This window comes from Streptosporangium sp. NPDC000239 (assembly GCF_040300765.1).
Taxonomy (GTDB): Bacteria; Actinomycetota; Actinomycetes; order Streptosporangiales; family Streptosporangiaceae; genus Streptosporangium.
The window spans coordinates 45,409-63,862 of record NZ_JBEPEI010000011.1 but is presented as its reverse complement, the minus strand read 5'-3'; the positions used below and the strand labels follow the sequence as shown (position 1 = coordinate 63,862).

The following is an 18,454-nucleotide window of genomic DNA, read 5'->3' as shown; positions in this document are numbered from 1 at the left end:
GGCGGGCGGCGGGTGGTGAGGCGGAGGTCAGCCGACCGGGGTCAGCCTGTCGTCCTCGACCTTGGCGTCGGCCTCGTGCCTGCCCGCCCTGGACCCGCGGCTCAGCCGCTCCTTGGTCCGTTCGAGGATCACGTACAGCGTCGGCACCAGCACCAGCGTCAGCAGCGTCGAGGACACCAGGCCGCCGATGACCACGATGGCCAGCGGCTGGGAGATGAACCCGCCGGAGCCGGTCAGGCCGAGCGCCATCGGGATCAGCGCGAAGATCGTGGCGACCGCGGTCATCAGGATCGGCCGCAGCCTCCTGCGGCCGCCCTCGATCACCGCCTCGACCACGCCCAGGCCGCTCTCACGGTACTGGTTGATCAGGTCGATGAGCACGATGGCGTTGGTCACGACGATGCCGATCAGCATCAGCATGCCGATCAGGGCCGGCACGCCGAGCGGGGTGCCGGTGGCCAGCAGCAGGCCGATGGCGCCGGTGGCGGCGAACGGCACGGAGACCAGCAGCACCAGCGGCTGGGCGAGGCTGCGGAACGTCGCCACCATGATCATGAAGACGATCGCGATGGCGGCCAGCATCGCCAGGCCGAGCTGTCCGAACGCCTCGCTCTGGTCGGCGCTCACGCCGCCGATGGTGTAGCGCGCGCCGTCGGGCAGCTTCAGGTCCTTCAGCTTGGCGGTCAGCGTCGTGGTCAGGGCGCCCAGGTCGCTGGCGGTCGAGGTACCCGAGACCGTCGCGCTGCGCTCCCCGTCGACCCGGGTCACCTGGGTGGGGCCGTCGACCCTGGACACCCTGGCGACCTCGGACAGCTTGACCGTGCCGGTCGCGGTCGGCAGCTTCAGCCTGCCGATCTCGGCCATGTCCTCGGGGGCGTCGCCGCTGCGCAGGATCAGATCGCTCGCCCGGCCGTCCAGGGTGACCTGGCCCAGCGTCGCGCCCCGGAAGGACTGCGCGACGAACTGCCCGATCTGGCCCTCGGTCAGGCCCTTCTCCGCGGCCTTCCTCCGGTCGACCCGGACCTCGATGCGCTTGGCGCTGGCCTCCAGGTTGGAGGAGACGTCCCGCAGGCCGCCCATGTCCGCCATCGCGCCGCGCACCGTCTCGGCCGCGCCGCGCAGCGTGTCGATGTCCGGCGCCTGCACGAGCACCTGGAGCTGGTTGGTCGAGCCGCCGCCCGGACCGCCCTGGGAGCCGCCGACGGTGATCTCACCGGCGTCCGTGAGCCCCTTGAACCGGTCGCGCAGCGTGTTCTCCAGCGCCGCGGTGTCGGTGCCGTCGGCCACCGTGATCGAGTAGGAGGCGCGGTCCCCGCCGCCGCCACCGGAGGCGGCGCCCATGAAGCCGCCACCGCCGCCCACGTTGACCTGGTAGGTCTCCACCTCCTTGACGGAGGAGAGCACCTGCTCGACCTTCTTGGCCGCCGCGTCGGTGGTGGCCAGGTCGGTGCCGGGAGGCATCTTCTGGGTCAGGGAGACGGTGTTCTGGCCGGAGGAGTCCAGGAAGTTGGTCTGCAGCTGCCCCGCCAGGCCCATCGTGCCCACGAAGATCACGACGCCGACCAGGACGGTGATCAGCCTGCGCTTGGTGGCGAAGCGCAGAACCGGCAGGTAGATCCGCTGCAGCGGGCTGCGCAGTTCCTTGGCCTCGGCCTCCTCGCGCATCGCGCGCGCCTGCTCGGGGCTGAGCACGGGGGCCTTGAGGAACCAGTACGCCAGGACCGGGATGACCGTCAGCGACACCAGCAGCGAGGCCAGCAGCGCGACCGTCACGGTGACGGCGAACGGGGCGAACAGCTGCCCGACCATGCCGCCGACCACCGCGATCGGCAGGAAGACCGCGACGGTCGTCAGGGTCGAGGCCGTGACCGCGCCGCTCACCTCGCGCACACCCGCCAGCACGGCGTCCCGCTTGGCCTCGCCGTACCCCAGGTGACGCTTGATGTTCTCCAGGACCACGATCGAGTCGTCGACCACGCGGCCGACGGCGATGGTCAGGGCGCCCAGGGTCAGCATGTTCAGCGAGTAGTCGCCGAGCCACAGCGCGATCAGGGCGATGACGACCGACAGCGGGATGGACATCGCCGTCACCAGCGTCGAGCGCACCGACAGCAGGAAGATCAGGATGACCAGCACCGCGAAGGCCAGGCCGAGCAGGCCCTCGGTGGTGAGGTCCTCGATCGAACGCTCCACGTACGGCGCCTGGTCGAAGATCACGCTCACCTTGGCGGAGTCGCCGATCTCCTTCTTCAGCTCCGGCAGCTTCTCACTCACCGCGTGGGAGATGGCCACCGCGTTGCCGTCCGGCTTCATGGTGACCGAGACGCCCAGGCTCGGCTCGCCGTCGGTGCGGGTCAGCGAGGTGCTGTCGGCCTGCGAGCGCTCGATCGTGGCAACGTCGCCGAGCTTGACGGGCTTGGGCGGCTTGGGGGCCGCCACGGCGACCGGCGGCCGCTGCGCCCCCGCGCCACGGGCGCCCTGAGCCTGCGCCGCCTGGGCCTGCGCCGTACGGCTCTGCTGAGCCCCCTGCTGCTGGAGCTGCGCCGGGGCGGCGGGCTGCAGGTAGAGGTTCTCCAGGTCCTCGATGGAGGTGATCCGGTCGCCGACCTGGACGGTCAGGGACAGGTTGTCCTCGGTGAGACTGCCCGCGGGGATCGGCTGGCCGTTGGCGCGCAGCACGTCGGCGACCGCGGTCGGCGCCAGGCCGTGCTTGGCGAGCTTCTTGGTGTCGGGGGTGACCACCACGGTCTCGTCCCGGGTGCCGGTGACCGTGGCCTCGCGCACCCCGTCGACGCCCTGCAGCGCGGGCACCATGATCCGCCTGATCCTGTCCGCCGTGGCCCGCTGGTCACCGCCCGCGGACACCGCCAGCACCAGCACCGGGATGTCGTCGGTGCCGCCTGCCAGGACCTGCGGGTCGACGCCGTCGGGCAGCTGGGAGCCGATCCGGGAGATCGCCTGCTGCATCTCGCTCACCGAGGCGTCGATGTCGGTGCCGTACTCGAACGACACCTGGACCTGCGCCATCCCCTCGCGGGAGGTCGAGGTCACCTCGGTGACCCCCTCAAGACCCTGGAAGCTGTCCTCGATGGGCTTGGTGACCTGCTCCTCGACGATCTCGGGGGAGGCTCCCAGGTAGGGGGCGACCACGAAGGCGCCGGGAAACGAAAGCGAGGGCAGCAACTGTTGTTTGAGCGAGGGGATCGCGAAGGCGCCGAACGCGCTCAACACGACCGCGATCATTATGACAAGGCTGCGGTTGGCAAGACTCAACCTGGCCAGGGCGGTCATGGGGGCGGACTCCTAAGGGCCTGAGGGGTACGACACAGTAAGTTCTCTCCAGCCTAACACTTCGCATTATGCGAATATTTAACGCTGTCTAGCTTTCCTGATAACCTTCTCAGGAAGCGAGAGGGTGAGTGTGGACGACGAACGCGACCGACTGATCAGCCGCATCGGTGAGCTACAGCGCGACCTGGGACGATTCCTCGCCCAGCGCAGGGCGCCCTCTCCGCTCTTCGACACCAACCTCACGATGCGCCAGCTCAAAGTGGTCATGCTCCTCGCCTACCGGGACTCCGCCTCGGGCCAGGACCTCGCGCACCACCTCGACGTCGGCCTCGGCACCGTCACCGGCATCGTCGACCGCCTCGTCGGCCACGGCCTGGTGACCCGCCGGGAGGACCCCAACGACCGCCGCGTGCGGCGGGTCGAGCTGACCTCCGCGGGCCGCACCCTCGTCGAGCGGATCGCCGACGCGGGCCTGGCCGACTTCCGCCACCTCCTCGGCTTCCTCGACACCCAGACCCTCCGCGACGCGCTCAGCGTCATGACGAGGATCGAGGCGGCCACCGCCGCCTTCGACCGTCAGGACTCCCTCTGAACCGCGAACGGGGAGCCGCCCTCACCGCTCCCCGCCTGGCCGTGTCCTTCTTCTTCCTGGCGCTGGGCACCGTCTCCGGCGCCTGGGCCGCCCGCATCCCCGCCGTCAAGAGCGACCTCGGTCTCAGCAACGGGCAGCTCGCCTACGGCCTGTTCGCCCTCACCACCGGCCTCATCGTCGGAATGCGCTTCGCCGGACGCCTCACCGACCGCTTCGGCAGCGCCCGCGTCATCACCCCCGCCGCCGTCGTCACGGCCCTGGCCGTCATCCCGCCCGGCTACGCCCCGACCCTGCCCCTGCTCATCGCCGCCCTCTTCCTGTACGGCGTCGTCAACGCCTCCCTCGACGTCTCCATGAACGCCCACGGCGTCGAGGTCGAGCGCGCCTGCGGCCGCCCCCTCATGTCCGGCTTCCACGGCATGTACAGCGTCGGCGGCCTCCTCGGCGCGGGAATCGGCGGCCTGTTCGCCTGGTTCGGCGCCGGAGCGGGCCCCACCCTGGCCACGACCGGCGTCACCCTCGCCCTGGCGTCGCTCCTGGCCGGACGCCACCTGCTGCCCCCCGCCCCGCCCGCCGCGCCGTCACAGGACCAGGCCACCGCCGGGACACGCAGAAACGGCTGGATCGTCCTCATCGGCGTGGTCGCCTTCGCCGGGCTCGTCGGAGAGGGAGCCGCCGTCGACTGGACCGCCGTCTACCTCTTCGAGGACCTGCGCTCCTCGCAGGGCGTCGCCGCCCTCGGCTTCGCCGCCTTCTCCACCGCCATGACGATCGGCCGCCTCGCCGGTGACCGGCTGGCCCTGCGCTTCGGCCCGGTCCGCCTGGTCCGCGTCTCCGGCCTGCTGGCCGCCGCAGGCCTGGGGGCCGCGCTGCTCGTCGGCCAGGTCCCCGTCGCCGTCGCGGGCTTCACCCTGTTCGGCCTCGGCCTGTCCACGATCGTGCCCCAGGTCTTCTCCGCGGCCGGCAACCACGACCCGCAGCGGGCCGGAGCCTCCATCGCCCAGGTCGCCACCATCGGCTACGCGGGCCTGGTCGCCGGGCCCGCCCTCATCGGCGGGGCTGCGGAGATCGTCGGCCTGCCCGCCGCGCTGGGCATCCCCGTACTGCTCGCCGCGTTCATGTCCGCCTCGGCAGGCGCCCTGCGCCCGCCCCGCTGACCCCCTCCCGGAAAACTCCCCATATGGCGGGAAATGCCGCCAGAGTGATTTCCACAGGACGGAACGCATCGGGAAACCCCGAATTGCTCTTCCTTCACAGAAACGCGTCACCCTCAGTGAATCAACAGATTCAATATGGTGCGCAATCTATTTTGTCAAGCCGGTGGACAGCCAATCTCCCATAACAAGGGCCGGCACAATGACGCTGCGCATCCACCTGGAAGCCAACCGTGTAAATCAAATTCACAGTTGATTTTCACACATGTGATCGGCCTATGCTGACCCGTCGGCTCCCTTGGTTTCACAACAAACACCCATCGCGTGGGAAACGCGCCATTCGGCGTGCCCGCATGCCCAAAGTCACGAACACCGGGCGGCACCCACGCACCACAGAGGACGACGAGCAAGAAAAGAGGAGAATTCGGTGCCAGATCACTCCGCCACCCGGGGTCACGCGGGATCTCCCCCACAACGGCGAACCGGACGACGACTCGCCGCCGCTCTACTCGCCATAGCCGTCGGCGCACTGTCCGGCGTGGTCACCGCGGGCCCCGCCTCGGCCGAACCCGCCCCCGCCTACGACCACAGCAAGGACAAGGCCACCGCCCCCGGAACCCACGCCCCCCTGCCCAAGGGCTTCTCGACCACCCAGCTCACGGTGAAGTTCAAACCCGGCCTCACCGTACGGCTGCGCGGGCAGGGCCTGGTCGCCAAGGACTCCGGAGACACCGCGGACATCCAGAAGGTCCTGGCCAAGTACAAGGACGCCTCCATCAGGCCCCTGTCCTCGGCCTCCGAGACGAAGACCACCGAACGGCGCCTCCAGCTGGAGAGGAAGACCGGCAGGCAACTGCCCGACCTCAACTCCTGGTTCGTCGTCACCGCCCCCAAGAGCGGCGTCGAAGGCCTGCTGAAGGACCTCAACGCCCTGCCCTCGGTCGAGATCGCCCAGGCCAGGCCCAACCTCGTCTCCCCCACCGAACCCCTGGCCTCACACCAGAAGTACCGCAACGCCACCGGCTCCCCGGCCGGCGGCGGCGTCGACGCCGACTACGCCAACGCCCAGACCGGCGGCAAGGGCGACGGCATCACCGTCACCGACATCGAGGTCCAGTCCCCGGTCATCCCCTCCTACGGCGCGCAGACGATCGCCGCGGGCGAGGACCACTCCCTGATGGTCTCCTGGTCACCGACACTCGGGCAGGTGTGGGCCTGGGGCGACAACGGCCAGGGCCAGCTCGGCCTGGGCAACACCACGGCCAAGACAGTCCCCTCCCAGGTCCCCGGCCTGACCGACATCTCCTCCGTCTCCGCCGGCGCCGCCTACTCACTCGCGCTCAAGAGCGACGGCACCGTCTGGGCCTGGGGCGACAACAGCCAGGGCCAGCTCGGCAACGGCACCCTGACCGACAGCACCGTCCCGGTACAGGTCGCCGGAATCTACAACGCCGTGGGCATCAGCGCCGGCATCGGCCACTCCCTCGCCGTCCTGTCCGACGGCACCGTACGCGCCTGGGGCGACAACAGCCAGGGACAACTCGGCTACGCCGGCTCCGACTCCCCCGTCGCCATCACCGTCCCCGGCCTCACCGGCGTGGCCGCCGGACCGGGCACGATCGCCGCGGGCGGCGTCCACTCCCTGGCCCTGATGGCCAACGGCACCGTCAAGGCGTGGGGCAACAACGGCGCAGGCCAGCTCGGCGACGGAACCACCACCAACCACACCACCCCCGCCACCGTCACCGGCCTGACCAACGTCGGCCAGGTCAGCAGCCGCGGCGACCACAACCTGGCCCTCATCACCGGCGGCACCGTCAAGGCCTGGGGCGACAACAGCGAAGGCCAGCTCGGCGACGGAACCACCACCACCCGCACCACCCCGGTCTCCGTCACCGGCCTGACCAACGTCAACGGCGTCTCCGCAGGAACCAAGCACAGCGTCGCCACCACCTCCTCGGTCTCCTCGACCACCTACACCTGGGGCGACAACAACCAGGGACAGCTCGGCGACGGAACCACCACCGACAGACACTCCCCCACCGCCACCACCGCCAACAGCGAGGCGGCCGTGGCGGGCCTGGCCCACACCATCACCAAACTCGGCCAGTGGTTCTACGTCTGGGGCATGAACAGCAGCGGCCAGCTCGGCGACGGAACCACCACCAACCGGCACAGCCCCGTCGAACTGAACGGGCTGACCAACCAGTGGAACCTCTGCCACGAGGACCTCGCCGGACGCGTCGCGACCGGCGAGATCGTCCAGGTGCCGTCCCTGTTCGGCGACCCCTGCTCGCATGACTCCTCCGTCGCCCACGGCACCGCCGTCGCCGGAGTGATCGCCGCCCAGGACGACAACGGCGTCGGCATGGCCGGCATCGCCCCCAACGCCACCCTCCACGTGTCCGGCACCGCCGTACCCGACAGCGTCGCCTACGCCACCGCCCACTCCGGACCGGGCGACGTCATCCTGTACGAGGTCGCGGTGACCCCGTCCGGCGGCGGCGGCCCCTGGTACCCGTGGGAGGTCGACGGCAGCGTCTACGACCAGACCGTCCTGGCCGTCGCCGCCGGAGTGACCGTGGTCGAGGCCGCGGGCAACGGCGGCAACAACCTCGACGACACCACCGACACCTACGCCACCACCATCATGGGCCGCCCCGACTCCGGCGCCATCATGGTCGGCGCCGGAGCGCCCCCCAGCCCCGGCGGAACCAACTGCACCGGCTCAAGCCCGGCCGCCGAGCGGACCGCCCTGTCCTTCTCCACCTACGGCTCCCGCCTGGACGTCCAGGCCTACGGCGCCTGCGTGGCGACACTGGGCGTCCCCGGCTGGCAGGAACTGACCCCCTCGGAGACCAACCCGAACAAGCTCTACAACGGCTCCTTCAACGGCACCTCCAGCGCCAGCGCCGTCATCGCCGGAACCGTCGCCGCCCTGCAGGGCGTCGCCAAGGCCAACAGCGGCGTGCTCACCCCCGCCCAGGTCCGCGACACCCTCAAGCTCACCGGAACGGCCCAGCCCACCGGCGACCCCCACCACATCGGCCCGCAGCCCAACCTGCACGCCGCCATCGACGACATCCTGACCCCCTGACCCACTGACCTTCTGGCCGGAACCGAAGGCCGGTGAACGCGCGGGCCACGGGACGACCCCGTGGCCCGCACCTCACTCCGCGACATGCCCCCCGTAGGTACCGAACGACCACCGGTTGCCCTCAGGATCGGCGACGACGAAGTCACGGGAACCGTAGTCGGTGTCCGTGAGCTCGCGAACCGGACGCGCCCCCGCGGCGACCGCCCTGGCGAACAGCTCATCGGGCGCGTCCGTCACGACATAGGCGCCGAACGTACCCGGCACCAGCCCACACGGATCGTCCGCGACGTCGCGCGCCCCGCCGAGCATGACACCGCCGCCGAGCGGCCAGGAGAGCTCGGCGTGGTCGACCCGCTCGCCGTCGCCGTACACCACGCTCTCCTCGAAACCGAACGCCTCGGTGAGGAAACGGATGAGATCACGAGGATTCCGGGCGCGCAACATGGGCCACACCCGGGGTTGTGAAGTGTTGTTGCTCATGAACCCGAGTCTTCCGCCAGCGCGGCACCCCAGGCTTGGACGTTTCGGAACTCCTCCGCCAGCCAGCGACTCGGCGGGCACCCCGCGAGCGCACCGAACTCCCTGGCCAGATGAGCCTGGTCGCAGTAACCGCACCCGGCCGCCAGATCCGCCAGCGTCAGCCTCTCCCCCAGCGCCGCCGCCCGCCGCAACCTCCGCCGCGCCCGGTCGAAACGCACGACCCGCGCCGCCTCCTTCGGCCGGAGACCGATCTCCGCGGCGAACCTCCGGCTCAGGTAACGGCCACTCCAGCCCGCCGCGCGGGCCAGCTCGGCCGCGCTCGCCGTACCACCGGAGGCCGTCAGCAACCCCCAGGCCCGCGCCACCTCGGCCGGCATCACCCGCTCCACACTCACCCGGGCCAGCAGCTCCGCGTCGAGAGCCGCGAAACGCCCGGCCCAGCCGCCGGCCCCGCCTTCGAGCACCCGCTCACGCAACCGCCCCGCCCAGCCTCCCGCGACCTCCGACAGGTGCAGGTCGGCGCCCGCCATCTCCCCCGCGGGAAGGCCGAGCAGCGCCCGCGCGCCCCGCGGCGTCAACGCCAGCTGGATGCCCGACTGACGCCCGTCATGGGTGATCAGCGCCGAGCTGGTGTGCAGACCGCCGACGAACGCGTCGTACCGCTCCGGCCCCGCCCTCCCGTCGGAACGCACCGCGATCACGAGCGGCTCGTCGAGGGTGACGATCAGCGTGAGGTACGGCGACGGCAGGCCACGGTGCGCCCTCGGCTCCGGCCCCGCCTCCCGATAGCCGGTGTAGCCCGCGACAAAGGGCCGCAAAACAGGCGGTGGCGCCTGCACGACGAACTCCATCCCGCCTCCAGCTTCCCGGCCTCAAGGCCAGTTTATTTGTGGTTTCCGTTGTGACGGGTTTGTCCAGACCCGGCGCCTTTACAAAGTAAATCAATAAGATGAACCGGTGAACGCTGGAGAGGCACGAGCGGTGGCGGAGCGGTGGGTCGCCGAACACTCCCCGGACATCCCTGACTTCGCGGGCGCCTTCCTCAGCGGGTCGACGGCCTGGCTGCCCGCGGAGGCCGAGCTCTCCCCCTCCTCCGACGTCGACGTCATGGTCGTCCTCTCGGCCAGGCGGACCCCCCGCAAGCCCGGCAAGTTCCGCTACGGCGGGGCCCTGCTCGAAGTCACCTATCTGGGCTGGGAACCGATGCCCTCAGGTGAGGAGATCCTGGCCTCCTACCACCTCGCGGGCGCGTTGCGGGGAGAGACGGTCCTGGCCGACCCCACGGGTGCCCTGACCGCGCTGCGGGCCGCGGCCGCCGGGGACTACGCCAGGCGGAGGTGGGTCGTCAGGCGCTGTGAGGAGGCCGAGCGCAGGGTGACCGACGGGCTCGCGGCACTCGACGTCTCCGCTCCGCCGTACGACCGGGTGACGGGCTGGCTGTTCCCGACCGGTGTGACCACGCATGTCCTGCTCACCGCGGGGTTGCGCAATCCCACCGTACGGCTGCGCTACCTGGCGGCACGGGCGCTGCTGATCGAGTACGGCAGGCCGGAGGCCCACGAGGAGTTGCTCGCGCTGCTCGGCTGCGCGCATCTGACCCCGGAACGCGTGGCGCACCACCTGGGGACGATGACACGGGCCTTCGACGCCGCTTCCGCCGGGCCCGCGACGCCGTACCCCTTCGCCTCGGACGTCACAGCGGCGGCGCGGCCGATCGCGGTCGGCGGCGGTCACGACCTTCTGGCTCGCGGGCACCATCGGGAGGCGGTCTTCTGGATCGCCGCGACCTACGCCCGCTGCCTGAAGATCCTGGCCCACGGCGGCCCCGGGGCGGCCGAGGCGTTCATGCCCGGCTTCCTCGACCTGACCGAGGACCTGGGCGTCGGCTCCGCCGCCGGGCTGCGCGAACGGGCGCTGCGGGTCCGCGACTTCCTGCCGCGCCTCAGACGGCTCAGGGACCATGTCCTCGCGGCGAACCCGGGCATCGAGGACTGAGCCGGGTCAGCGGACGGGGCAATGTCTCCGGCCCCGCCACCGCAGGCGTCCGTCTCGCTTGACCTCTCGCGCGTCAGTCCGGCAGCCAGTGCAGTTCGTGCGCCAGGGTTTTGGCGACGGCACGGATGCGGCGGTGTAGCGGCGACGGCTCACGTGGGAGGACCAGGTGGATCGTCAGGCTGGGCGCGCCCCGCAGCGGTCGCCAGGTGAGACCGGCCGGTTGTGCCGTGACCGCGGCTTCTCCGCCCGGGGCGAGGGTGGCCCCGTCGCGCAGGTCGCGCAGAGACATGTCGACAGTGACCGCGGGCGTGTGGAACCGGGGGTGTGGCCGGATGTCTCGGAACAGCGCGGACAGCTGATCGTAGATCACGGGGTTGGCCGCACGGTCCGGGAGCCGCAGCGGATACGCGGCCGCGTCGGCGATCTCGATCTCCGGGTGTTCGGCCAGCGGATGGTGCCGCGCCAGCAGGACCCCGACGCGCTCACGCCGCAGCAGGAACCGGCGCACGCCACGGCCCGGCTGTTCACCGCGGGTGATCCCGGCGTCGATGCGGCCGTCGGCGACCGCGGGGCAGATCTCCGGTGTCGCCATCGGGACCGCGCCGACCTTGAGCCCCGGGCTGCTGCGAATGAGCCTGTCCACCAGGGCCGGTGCCGTCTCGGCCCCGGCGGTGAGGCTGTATCCGATGCGCAGCGTGCCCAGTTCACCGGCCGCCGCCTTCCGGGCGGTGTCCCATGCCCGGTCCAGCGCCGCCAGCGCGGACGGCGCGGACTCCGCCAAAGCCGCCCCGGCCGTGGTCAACGCGACGCTACGCGTGTTGCGGACCAGCAGGGCCGTACCGAGTTCCGCCTCCAGTCGGCGCATCCGGGCGCTGAGCGCGGGCTGTGCGATACCGATCCGTGCGGCCGCGCGGGTGAAGTTCAGCTCCTGTGCCAGCACCAGGAAGTACCGCAGGCTCACCGTGTCCGGCGCCATGTGCCCCCTGCCGATTGATAACGATCCGTTCTGAGTCTATCCCGGACCGGTCTTTCCCTCGGCCGCACATCAAGCCCTAACCTGCGCGTACGGCGATTCGACCGACCGCGGTACCCGCCGCCGGGATCGATCGATCCGAGTGCCGATTCGAAGTCGGACGTGTCCGGCCGAACACAGGAGGTTTCCATGGCCAAGGGCTACTGGGTCAGTGTCTACCCTGCCGTCTCCGACCCTGAGAGGCTGACCGCCTACGACAAGCTGGCCGGTCTGGCTGTCCAGGCCGGGGGCGGGCGCAACCTGTCCCTCCTGCCGTCCCGTGGCGGTCGAGTCGTCGCCCACGAGGCCGGAATCACGCAACGCGTCGTTCTGATCGAGTTCGACAGCTTTGAACAGGCCGTCGCGGCATACGAGAGCGAGGCATACCAGAAGGCGCTGGGGGCCCTCCCCGACGGCGTCGAGCGCGACTTCCGCATCGTCGAAGGCGTCGGCTGACCACACCCGCCCTCGCCCGGGGCGAACCGCTTCCCACGCGACAGATCGGTCCAGCGAACACCAGGCGTCGATGACCGGGGCGCACCCTGCATCCGTCTGCCGCGTGCCCCGCCGGGGCTGCTCAGAGTCTGACTTCGAGGGGTTTCGACCTGCGGTTCCTCCGTCGCCGAAGCAGCCCGGGGCGCGCCGGGATGGCGCACGCGGCGTCCGGCTCTCTCGCGAAGCGGTCGGCCGCGCCGCCGCGACCCTCACGAATCCGGATCACGACCACGTACGCCCGACGATCACGGAAAGATCCATTGAACGGGTGTACCTGGTCGCACGGGTCTTACCGGCACTCCCATTCGCGCCGCAGGATCGCGTAGACGAACTCGTCCGTCCACTCCCCCTTGAACAGCTCGTTCTCCACCAGGTGGGCCTCACGGCGCATGCCGACGCGCTCCAGCACCCGGGCGGACGCCTCGTTGCGGGTGTCGAGACGGCCGATGATCCGGCGCAGGCCCAGGCCGTCGAAGCCGAGTTCGAGCAGGGCCATGACCGTCTCGGTCGCGTATCCCCTGCCGTGGTGGGCGGGGTGGAAGACGTAGCCGACCTCTCCGCAGCGGTGCTGTTCGCTCACCCAGAACAACATGGCGTCGCCGATCAGCTCGCCGGTCTCGGCCACCTCGACCGCGACGGTGAGCGGCTGGTTCTCCTCGGTCAGCGTCGTCTGCCCGATCCTGGCCTCCAGCGCCTTGGCGGTCTTCTCCAGGTCACCCGGCTCCCAGGGCACGTACCGTGCGACCTCGGGCAGCGACCGGATGACGTGCAGTTCCTCCAGGTCGTCGTGGGTGAAGGGGCGCAGGATCAGACGGGCGGTGCGAATGGGAAAGGCGGGGGAGAAAGGCTTCGGCATCCGGACAGAGTAGGGCAGCGACCCTGCGATGGGCGACGGTTTTTCCTCCCGGCGTTTCCGCTGTTCAGACGCCTTCTCCGGGCTCCTCCCGGGAAGCGTACAGGTCGCGAAGCCCGGCGGCCGTCTCGGTCATCATGGCGCGTAGCTCGGGCGGTTCGAGCACCTCGATGTCCGCGCCCATTCGCAGCAGCAGCCAGTGGGCGTGCCTGGTCGACTCGGTCGGCAGGAGCAGTGTGGTCCAGCCCCGCTCGTCCGGCGGCTCCGCGTCGGCCAGGGCGGTGTCGACGATCTCGGCGCCGACGGCGTAACGGAGCATCTTCGTCGCCTCCGGCGCGACCCGCACCAGGGCGTGCCCGGTGTGCATGCGGGCACGGAACTCGGCCGAGTAGTCCCTCCAGAACGCGGACAGGTCGAAGCCCTCGGGCCGTTCGAAGCGGCCGTCGAGGATCTCGGCGGTCACGATCCGCGACACGCGGTAGGTGCGCGGGCCTCCCCCGTCGGCCGCCGCCACGAGGTACCACGTCCCGCCCTTGAGCACCAGGCCGTACGGCTGGGCCAGCCGTACGACCTCGCGAGGCCCCCAGCGCCGGTAGGTCATGCGGATCGGCCGCTGTTCCCAGACCGCCTCCGCGACGTCGGCCAGGAAAGGGGTCTCGTCGGCGTCGCGGTACCACCCGGGGACGTCCATGTGGAAGCGCTCGCGCATCCGGGTGGCGTGGGAACGCGGCTCCGGCGGCAGCGCGGCGAGCAGCTTCAGCTCGGCGTTCGCCGCGAGCTCTCCCAGGCCCAGTTCCGCCGCGGGCCCCGGCAGCGCCGCGAGGAACAGCGAGGAGGCCTCCTGTGCCGTCAGGCCGTTGAGGCGGGTGCGGTAGCCGTCCAGCAGCTGGTATCCCCCGGCGGGCCCCCGGTCGGCGTAGACCGGCACACCCGCCGACGACAGCGCCTCGACGTCCCGGTAGACCGTGCGGATCGAGACCTCAAGCTCTCCCGCGAGCTCGGTGGCCGTCATCCGCCCCCGGGTCTGCAGAAGCAGCAGCAGTGACAGCAGGCGACTCGCACGCATGCGCACCATTGTCCCGCAGCCGCCCCACAGCGTTCCCCGGTGTCCCCCGGCCTCCCCCGGGACGGGTGCCCCTCCCCCACGTGTCCGGCGAGGACGATCCGCCGGAGCTCACGGCCGGCGTTCCCGCTGCCTGCGGTACGGGGTGAGCATCTGGTTTCCGACGTCGACATAACTTTCGAACAGGCCGATCACGTCCTGGAGCCGCCGCCGCGCGGGACCGGGGCCGACCAGGTCCTCTCCTTCTCGCAGGGCGGCGATCAGGGTCCCGGCGCGCGCGTGGCTGGCCTCCAGCAGGGACGCGATTCCACCGGCGGCCTCGACCAGGAGCCTGCGGCTTCCCGGCTGGGGAATGGTCCTGGCCAGCCCCCAGGAGTCCAGCTGGCGCACGGCGGTGCTCACCGATCCCTTGCTCAGCGAGAGCTCGGCGGCGATCGTGTCCAGGGACTGCGGCTCCTCGCTCACCAGGAGCAGCCCGTAGACGCGGCCGGTGGCGTGCGGCAGGTTCCAGGAGGCCAGCAGGTCACCCACCGAGACGGTGAACGAGTCGCGCTTGTCGGCGTCCATCACCGCTCCTGACGGGTCAGCGTGTCGAGGAACGTCTCGATCGCCGCGTTGACGGCTCGCGGATTGTCCTGGGTGGACATGTGGCCCGCGTCAGGGATGACGACCTCTTCGACACCTTCGGCCTGAGCCCATCTGGGCATGGCCGATGCGATGTTGCCGGTTCGGTCGTGCAGACCGCGGATCAGGCACAGTGGAACGGGCGTGCGATAGCCGGGATCGGGGACGACCAGCTCGACGGCGGCCTTCCACACCTGGACGAAGTCCTCCTTGGGCATCTGGGAGAAGGCGCGCCGCGCGTCCGCCCGGGCGGCCGGTGTGACCGCTGAGGCGTTGGCCATCAGCTCCGGGAGACGCCTGGCCGGAAGCGCCAGCAACATCGGCGCGGCCATCTTGAGCAGCACGCGTTCGCCCCAGGACAGCGGCCCGGTGTTCCATGCGGAGTCGATGACGATCAGGGCCCGCGCCAGGTGGCGGTCCCGCCGGACGAGGGCCTGGCCGAGGTTGCCGCCCAGAGACTGGCCCGCCAGCACGGGCCGGTCCAGCGCCAGGTGTTCGATGAGCGCGCGCAGGTCGGCCAGCGCCCGTTCCGCGGTGAACGGGCCGGCGGCCGGTTGGGACAGGCCGTGGCCGCGCATGTCCCAGACGACGACGCGGAACCCTCGGACGCGCAGATGTTCGGCCTGGGCGTCGAACATCACGTGGTCGGCCCCGGCGCCGTGTGTGAGGACCACCGGCACCCCTTCACCGCCGCTGTCGCCGTAACGCAGGTCACACCCGTCGGACGACAGCGCATCGGTCATATTTAGCATGTACTAAATATAGCAAATATAGCGATGCCACCCTCGCCGACCACCCGGCGAGGCGTCCGTTCGGATGAGCGCGCGGAGGGCGCCACCAAGCACCGCCAACACACACCGCCAAGCGCCACCGAACTCCTCGGCACCGGTTTCCCGTCCGGGACCTCGTACGGCACGGCGGAGGAAATAACGACCGGCGAGGAGGTTGGGCACTTTCACAGCGGGCAAGGGCGAGTAATCAACCCGAGATCCCGACAAGGAGTCACAATGCTCACATTGACGGACACCGCTGCCCAGGTGATCAGGGACCTCAGTTCTCAGGTGGCGGAATCGGAGGACACCGGCGTCCGGATCGCCTCGCAGGCGGACGGCACGGGCTCACTGACACTGTCGGTCGTGAACGGCCCGGAGACGGACGACAAGGTGGTCGAGACGGACGGGGCCCGGATCTTCCTGGACCGGGCGGCCGCCGACATGCTCGACGACAAGGCGCTGGACGCGGACATCGGCGAGGGGGGTTCCGTGGCCTTCCTCGTCACCGAGCAGAACCGCTGACCGCTTCCTGGCCGCCGGGAGGCGCGTCCTGGACGGACGGGCCGCCTCCCGGCGTTCCCCGGAAAAAGGGGGTGCGGACCCGGGAGGGTCCGGGCGCACCGGGGAAGACCACGACGGGATCGGGTGCCACGCCCAGGCGTGGCACCCGATCCGCGGACGCGGCGCCGGTCCCCTGCCGCCCGCGCGTCCCGCTGTGTCACCGGATGAGCGCCCGCCCAGGCACGGTGACTACGGGGTTCGCGCGGCGGAAGGAGACCGCCGCCATGGCGGGACGGCTGGCCGTCCCGCCCACCGGTCCGCGCTGCACCGGCCCCACGGTGCGCCGGCCGGAGTATCCGGCACCGGTGACCGCGCGCACGCGGACACCGGTCATGACGGGCCGGCGCGTCAGATGCGCTGCCACAGGGCGGGGACGTTCGGCGGCTCCCACCCGGGGTAGGCGGTGTGGCCCTGGAGGCAGCGGTAGTTCGAGCCACCGTAGGAGACGACGTCTCCGGCGGCGTAGCTCGTGCCCGCGGCCCAGGTGCCACCCGGGTTGCCGGTCGGGGTCGGGGTGCTGCTGTTGGTCGGGGTCGGGGTGGGGGTCTGCGGCGTGCCCGTGAAGTTGAGCACGAAGTCGTAGGTCGCCTCCTTGCCCGAGCCGACCGTCCTGACGTTCATCAGCAGACGCGAGTCGTAGATGGTGTCCGTGCTGTTGCGGGGCTCACCCGGGAAGTACAGCTGCGTGGTCAGGATGCCCCGGCCGGGAGCCTGCACCTTCACGTGGATGTGACGGGTGCGGCCCGGGTACAGGCCCGGCACGATCGTGGTCAGCTTGTAGAAGCCCTGCGCGTTGGTGAACTGGTGACCGCGGAAGGTGTAGCCGGAGTTGTCGTAGTTACCGGCGTTGTCCGCCTGCCAGAAGTCCATCAGCGCGTTGGCGACCGGCTGGCAGGAGCGGTTGAACACGTAACCGCTCACGGTCAGCAGCGTTCCGGCGCCGGTCAGCGTGTCGCGCAGCGGGGAACCCGGCTTGAAGTACGGGCCCTCGGTCTGAGCGATCGTGGCGGGGTCGCCGGTGCCGCAGAACGGCGTCGGGTCGAGCAGCTTGCCCTCTTGCTTGGCGTCCCGAGCCAGGGCGGGCACCCCACCCATCAGCAGCGGGATCGGGGCACCTATGATGGCGGCCTTCAGCAGGGTCTTACGGCTGATGCCCCTGGTGTCATTCTCTTCGTCGAATTCCTCGACGGGGGTGTTCTCGGCGTCCACAATGGCCTCCTTGGCCTTCGGGGGGTCGTGCCTGGCCGCTCCTCCCGGCCGCGCACGGCGCCGACGAGGCCGGTGAGGGACCGGCGATGTGCGATGCCGCCGCGGGCGGGCCGAACGAACCAGGCAGCCTGGACTGGACCAAAGCTGACACCGTGCGGGAGTGGGTTGAACCCCACAGTTTTCTATAACTTCACGCTATGCACCTTTTTCCAGTAAACGAGCAGGTCAAGGCGTTCGCGGATGATTTTCATCTCGCGCCGCCCGTTTTCGACCACGGGCGAATTGCCGGAATCGGCGGGTCCGTAATACCATGCCGAGCCGTTCGCCCTTCCCTGCTTCTGGCCGCATACAAGGTGTTACGCCTGGAGAGCACACTCTAGACCGTTCCATCCTTCTTGTCGGCGACCTCACGACTCCCGCGGACACGAGGAGAGGCCGGGGGGATCACCCGAAGTGATGGCCATCCGGGGACGGACAGCCCAGACGGGGCGGCGAGGGGACAGACGCGGCCGGCACCCGCCACAACGGCCCGCCGCCTCCCGGGCACCGTCACCGGGGACCCGCACGAGCTCCGATCCGGACAGGAAAACGGCGGCCCGCGCACTCCCCCAAACGGGATATTGACGCCCCCCAAGACCCGGTTTATCTTTTCTTTAAAGAAACTTTCCTAACCATAAGCGCGCTGACCTGCGACATCATCCTCATCTAATCGCCTTCGACGGCGACTTCGGCGCGCCCCGCCCCGGGGGCCGCCTTCTTGCCCGCCCAGGAAGGCCGCGACCCCGGCGCGGACCGGAAAGGCGGGCGGCACACCCGACGCCCACCCCCAGGAGTCACGCATGAACGCCAGAAGCCGGGTCTCGGCCGTCTGCGCCACCGCGCTGCTGACCGCCACGATGGTGACCGGTACCGCGACGAGCGCCTCGGCGGCCCCAACGGGTTGCAGCTACCAGATCAACGGCCAGACCGCCAGCAGCTACTGCTCGGGTGGCACGGGAGAGCACCGTGTCTTCGTCCTGCAGAAGCACTTCCTCGCCGAGGTCGGATACATCCCGATCTACAGCGAATGGGCCCCGGCGGGCACGACCTCCTCGACCTGGATCACCGCACACCAGATCGTCTCCGTCCAGGTCCAGACACGCTGAACACCCTCTTTCCGTACGGCCCGCGCCCGTTGGCGGGGCCGTACGGAAGGGGATAGCGAGAACGGATACTTGGTCCTGATAAGCCATCCTGAGTGGTAATTCCACCAGTA

At 70.4% G+C, this 18,454-nt stretch carries 16 protein-coding genes; 7 read left to right on the top strand and 9 right to left on the bottom strand.

Annotated features, from left to right (window positions below; all coding sequences use genetic code 11):
- Positions 1-27: 27 nt before the first annotated feature.
- A complete protein-coding gene (locus ABT340_RS25285; RefSeq protein WP_352013305.1) occupies positions 28-3,291 on the bottom strand; it encodes an efflux RND transporter permease subunit in 3,264 nt (1,087 codons plus the stop codon).
- A gap of 124 nt (positions 3,292-3,415) precedes the next feature.
- On the opposite strand from ABT340_RS25285, the gene ABT340_RS25280 reads away from it, so the two are divergent.
- The 3 genes from ABT340_RS25280 to ABT340_RS25270 all read left to right on the top strand — a co-directional run bounded on the left by ABT340_RS25280 (position 3,416) and on the right by ABT340_RS25270 (position 8,134).
- Positions 3,416-3,883, top strand: coding sequence for a MarR family winged helix-turn-helix transcriptional regulator (locus ABT340_RS25280; protein WP_352013304.1), 468 nt, complete (start codon positions 3,416-3,418; stop codon positions 3,881-3,883).
- A 41-nt stretch (positions 3,884-3,924) separates the two neighbouring features.
- Positions 3,925-5,040 (top strand): MFS transporter, encoded by a 1,116-nt coding sequence (locus ABT340_RS25275; protein WP_352013303.1) that lies wholly within the window; start codon positions 3,925-3,927, stop codon positions 5,038-5,040.
- A 424-nt stretch (positions 5,041-5,464) separates the two neighbouring features.
- Positions 5,465-8,134, top strand: coding sequence for a S8 family serine peptidase (locus ABT340_RS25270; RefSeq protein ID WP_352013302.1), 2,670 nt, complete (start codon positions 5,465-5,467; stop codon positions 8,132-8,134).
- Between the two features lie 72 nt (positions 8,135-8,206).
- Here the strand turns inward: ABT340_RS25270 and ABT340_RS25265 are convergent, their stop codons facing one another.
- Both ABT340_RS25265 and ABT340_RS25260 read right to left on the bottom strand, forming a co-directional pair.
- Positions 8,207-8,614 carry a VOC family protein gene (locus tag ABT340_RS25265; protein ID WP_352013301.1) on the bottom strand — a complete coding sequence of 136 codons (408 nt, stop codon included), beginning with the start codon at positions 8,612-8,614 and terminating at the stop codon, positions 8,207-8,209.
- On the bottom strand, positions 8,611-9,465 hold the full coding sequence (locus tag ABT340_RS25260; RefSeq protein WP_352013300.1) for a helix-turn-helix domain-containing protein: 855 nt from the start codon (positions 9,463-9,465) through the stop codon (positions 8,611-8,613). The genes ABT340_RS25265 and ABT340_RS25260 overlap by 4 nt, the downstream gene beginning before the upstream one ends.
- A gap of 106 nt (positions 9,466-9,571) precedes the next feature.
- On the opposite strand from ABT340_RS25260, the gene ABT340_RS25255 reads away from it, so the two are divergent.
- On the top strand, positions 9,572-10,609 hold the full coding sequence (locus ABT340_RS25255) for a hypothetical protein (protein WP_352013299.1): 1,038 nt from the start codon (positions 9,572-9,574) through the stop codon (positions 10,607-10,609).
- 73 nt (positions 10,610-10,682) lie between these two features.
- Here ABT340_RS25255 and ABT340_RS25250 read toward each other — a convergent pair whose 3' ends face one another.
- A complete protein-coding gene (locus ABT340_RS25250) occupies positions 10,683-11,585 on the bottom strand; it encodes a LysR family transcriptional regulator (RefSeq protein WP_352013298.1) in 903 nt (300 codons plus the stop codon).
- A gap of 186 nt (positions 11,586-11,771) precedes the next feature.
- On the opposite strand from ABT340_RS25250, the gene ABT340_RS25245 reads away from it, so the two are divergent.
- Positions 11,772-12,077: a DUF1330 domain-containing protein gene (locus ABT340_RS25245; protein ID WP_352013297.1), complete on the top strand. Its 306-nt coding sequence runs from the start codon at positions 11,772-11,774 to the stop codon at positions 12,075-12,077.
- A 328-nt stretch (positions 12,078-12,405) separates the two neighbouring features.
- Here the strand turns inward: ABT340_RS25245 and ABT340_RS25240 are convergent, their stop codons facing one another.
- The 4 genes from ABT340_RS25240 to ABT340_RS25225 form a co-directional block, all read right to left on the bottom strand.
- Positions 12,406-12,972 carry a GNAT family N-acetyltransferase gene (locus tag ABT340_RS25240; RefSeq protein ID WP_352013296.1) on the bottom strand — a complete coding sequence of 189 codons (567 nt, stop codon included), beginning with the start codon at positions 12,970-12,972 and terminating at the stop codon, positions 12,406-12,408.
- A gap of 64 nt (positions 12,973-13,036) precedes the next feature.
- Entirely contained in the window at positions 13,037-14,035 is a 999-nt protein-coding gene (locus tag ABT340_RS25235) for a helix-turn-helix transcriptional regulator (protein WP_352013295.1), read from the bottom strand.
- 108 nt (positions 14,036-14,143) lie between these two features.
- Positions 14,144-14,599 (bottom strand): GbsR/MarR family transcriptional regulator, encoded by a 456-nt coding sequence (locus tag ABT340_RS25230; protein WP_352013294.1) that lies wholly within the window; start codon positions 14,597-14,599, stop codon positions 14,144-14,146.
- Positions 14,599-15,399: an alpha/beta fold hydrolase gene (locus tag ABT340_RS25225; RefSeq protein WP_352013293.1), complete on the bottom strand. Its 801-nt coding sequence runs from the start codon at positions 15,397-15,399 to the stop codon at positions 14,599-14,601. Before ABT340_RS25225 ends, ABT340_RS25230 begins: the two co-directional genes overlap by 1 nt.
- A 264-nt stretch (positions 15,400-15,663) precedes the next feature.
- On the opposite strand from ABT340_RS25225, the gene ABT340_RS25220 reads away from it, so the two are divergent.
- Positions 15,664-15,951 carry a Fe-S cluster assembly protein HesB gene (locus tag ABT340_RS25220; protein ID WP_352013292.1) on the top strand — a complete coding sequence of 96 codons (288 nt, stop codon included), beginning with the start codon at positions 15,664-15,666 and terminating at the stop codon, positions 15,949-15,951.
- A gap of 387 nt (positions 15,952-16,338) precedes the next feature.
- On the opposite strand, the gene ABT340_RS25215 is transcribed toward ABT340_RS25220, so the two are convergent.
- On the bottom strand, positions 16,339-17,199 hold the full coding sequence (locus tag ABT340_RS25215) for a dioxygenase family protein (RefSeq protein ID WP_352013291.1): 861 nt from the start codon (positions 17,197-17,199) through the stop codon (positions 16,339-16,341).
- Between the two features lie 839 nt (positions 17,200-18,038).
- On the opposite strand from ABT340_RS25215, the gene ABT340_RS25210 reads away from it, so the two are divergent.
- Positions 18,039-18,344, top strand: coding sequence for a hypothetical protein (locus ABT340_RS25210; protein ID WP_352013290.1), 306 nt, complete (start codon positions 18,039-18,041; stop codon positions 18,342-18,344).
- Positions 18,345-18,454: the final 110 nt, after the last annotated feature.

Bases quoted from the DNA above. Each gene is read 5' to 3' on its own strand.
- ABT340_RS25210 (WP_352013290.1), top strand. From the start codon at position 18,039: ATGAACGCCAGAAGCCGGGTCTCGGCCGTCTGCGCCACCGCGCTGCTG.
- ABT340_RS25265 (WP_352013301.1), bottom strand. From the start codon at position 8,614: ATGAGCAACAACACTTCACAACCCCGGGTGTGGCCCATGTTGCGCGCC.
- ABT340_RS25245 (WP_352013297.1), top strand. From the start codon at position 11,772: ATGGCCAAGGGCTACTGGGTCAGTGTCTACCCTGCCGTCTCCGACCCT.
- ABT340_RS25230 (WP_352013294.1), bottom strand. From the start codon at position 14,599: ATGGACGCCGACAAGCGCGACTCGTTCACCGTCTCGGTGGGTGACCTG.
- ABT340_RS25225 (WP_352013293.1), bottom strand. From the start codon at position 15,399: ATGACCGATGCGCTGTCGTCCGACGGGTGTGACCTGCGTTACGGCGAC.
- ABT340_RS25235 (WP_352013295.1), bottom strand. From the start codon at position 14,035: ATGCGTGCGAGTCGCCTGCTGTCACTGCTGCTGCTTCTGCAGACCCGG.
- ABT340_RS25220 (WP_352013292.1), top strand. From the start codon at position 15,664: ATGCTCACATTGACGGACACCGCTGCCCAGGTGATCAGGGACCTCAGT.
- ABT340_RS25250 (WP_352013298.1), bottom strand. From the start codon at position 11,585: ATGGCGCCGGACACGGTGAGCCTGCGGTACTTCCTGGTGCTGGCACAG.
- ABT340_RS25240 (WP_352013296.1), bottom strand. From the start codon at position 12,972: ATGCCGAAGCCTTTCTCCCCCGCCTTTCCCATTCGCACCGCCCGTCTG.
- ABT340_RS25260 (WP_352013300.1), bottom strand. From the start codon at position 9,465: ATGGAGTTCGTCGTGCAGGCGCCACCGCCTGTTTTGCGGCCCTTTGTC.
- ABT340_RS25285 (WP_352013305.1), bottom strand. From the start codon at position 3,291: ATGACCGCCCTGGCCAGGTTGAGTCTTGCCAACCGCAGCCTTGTCATA.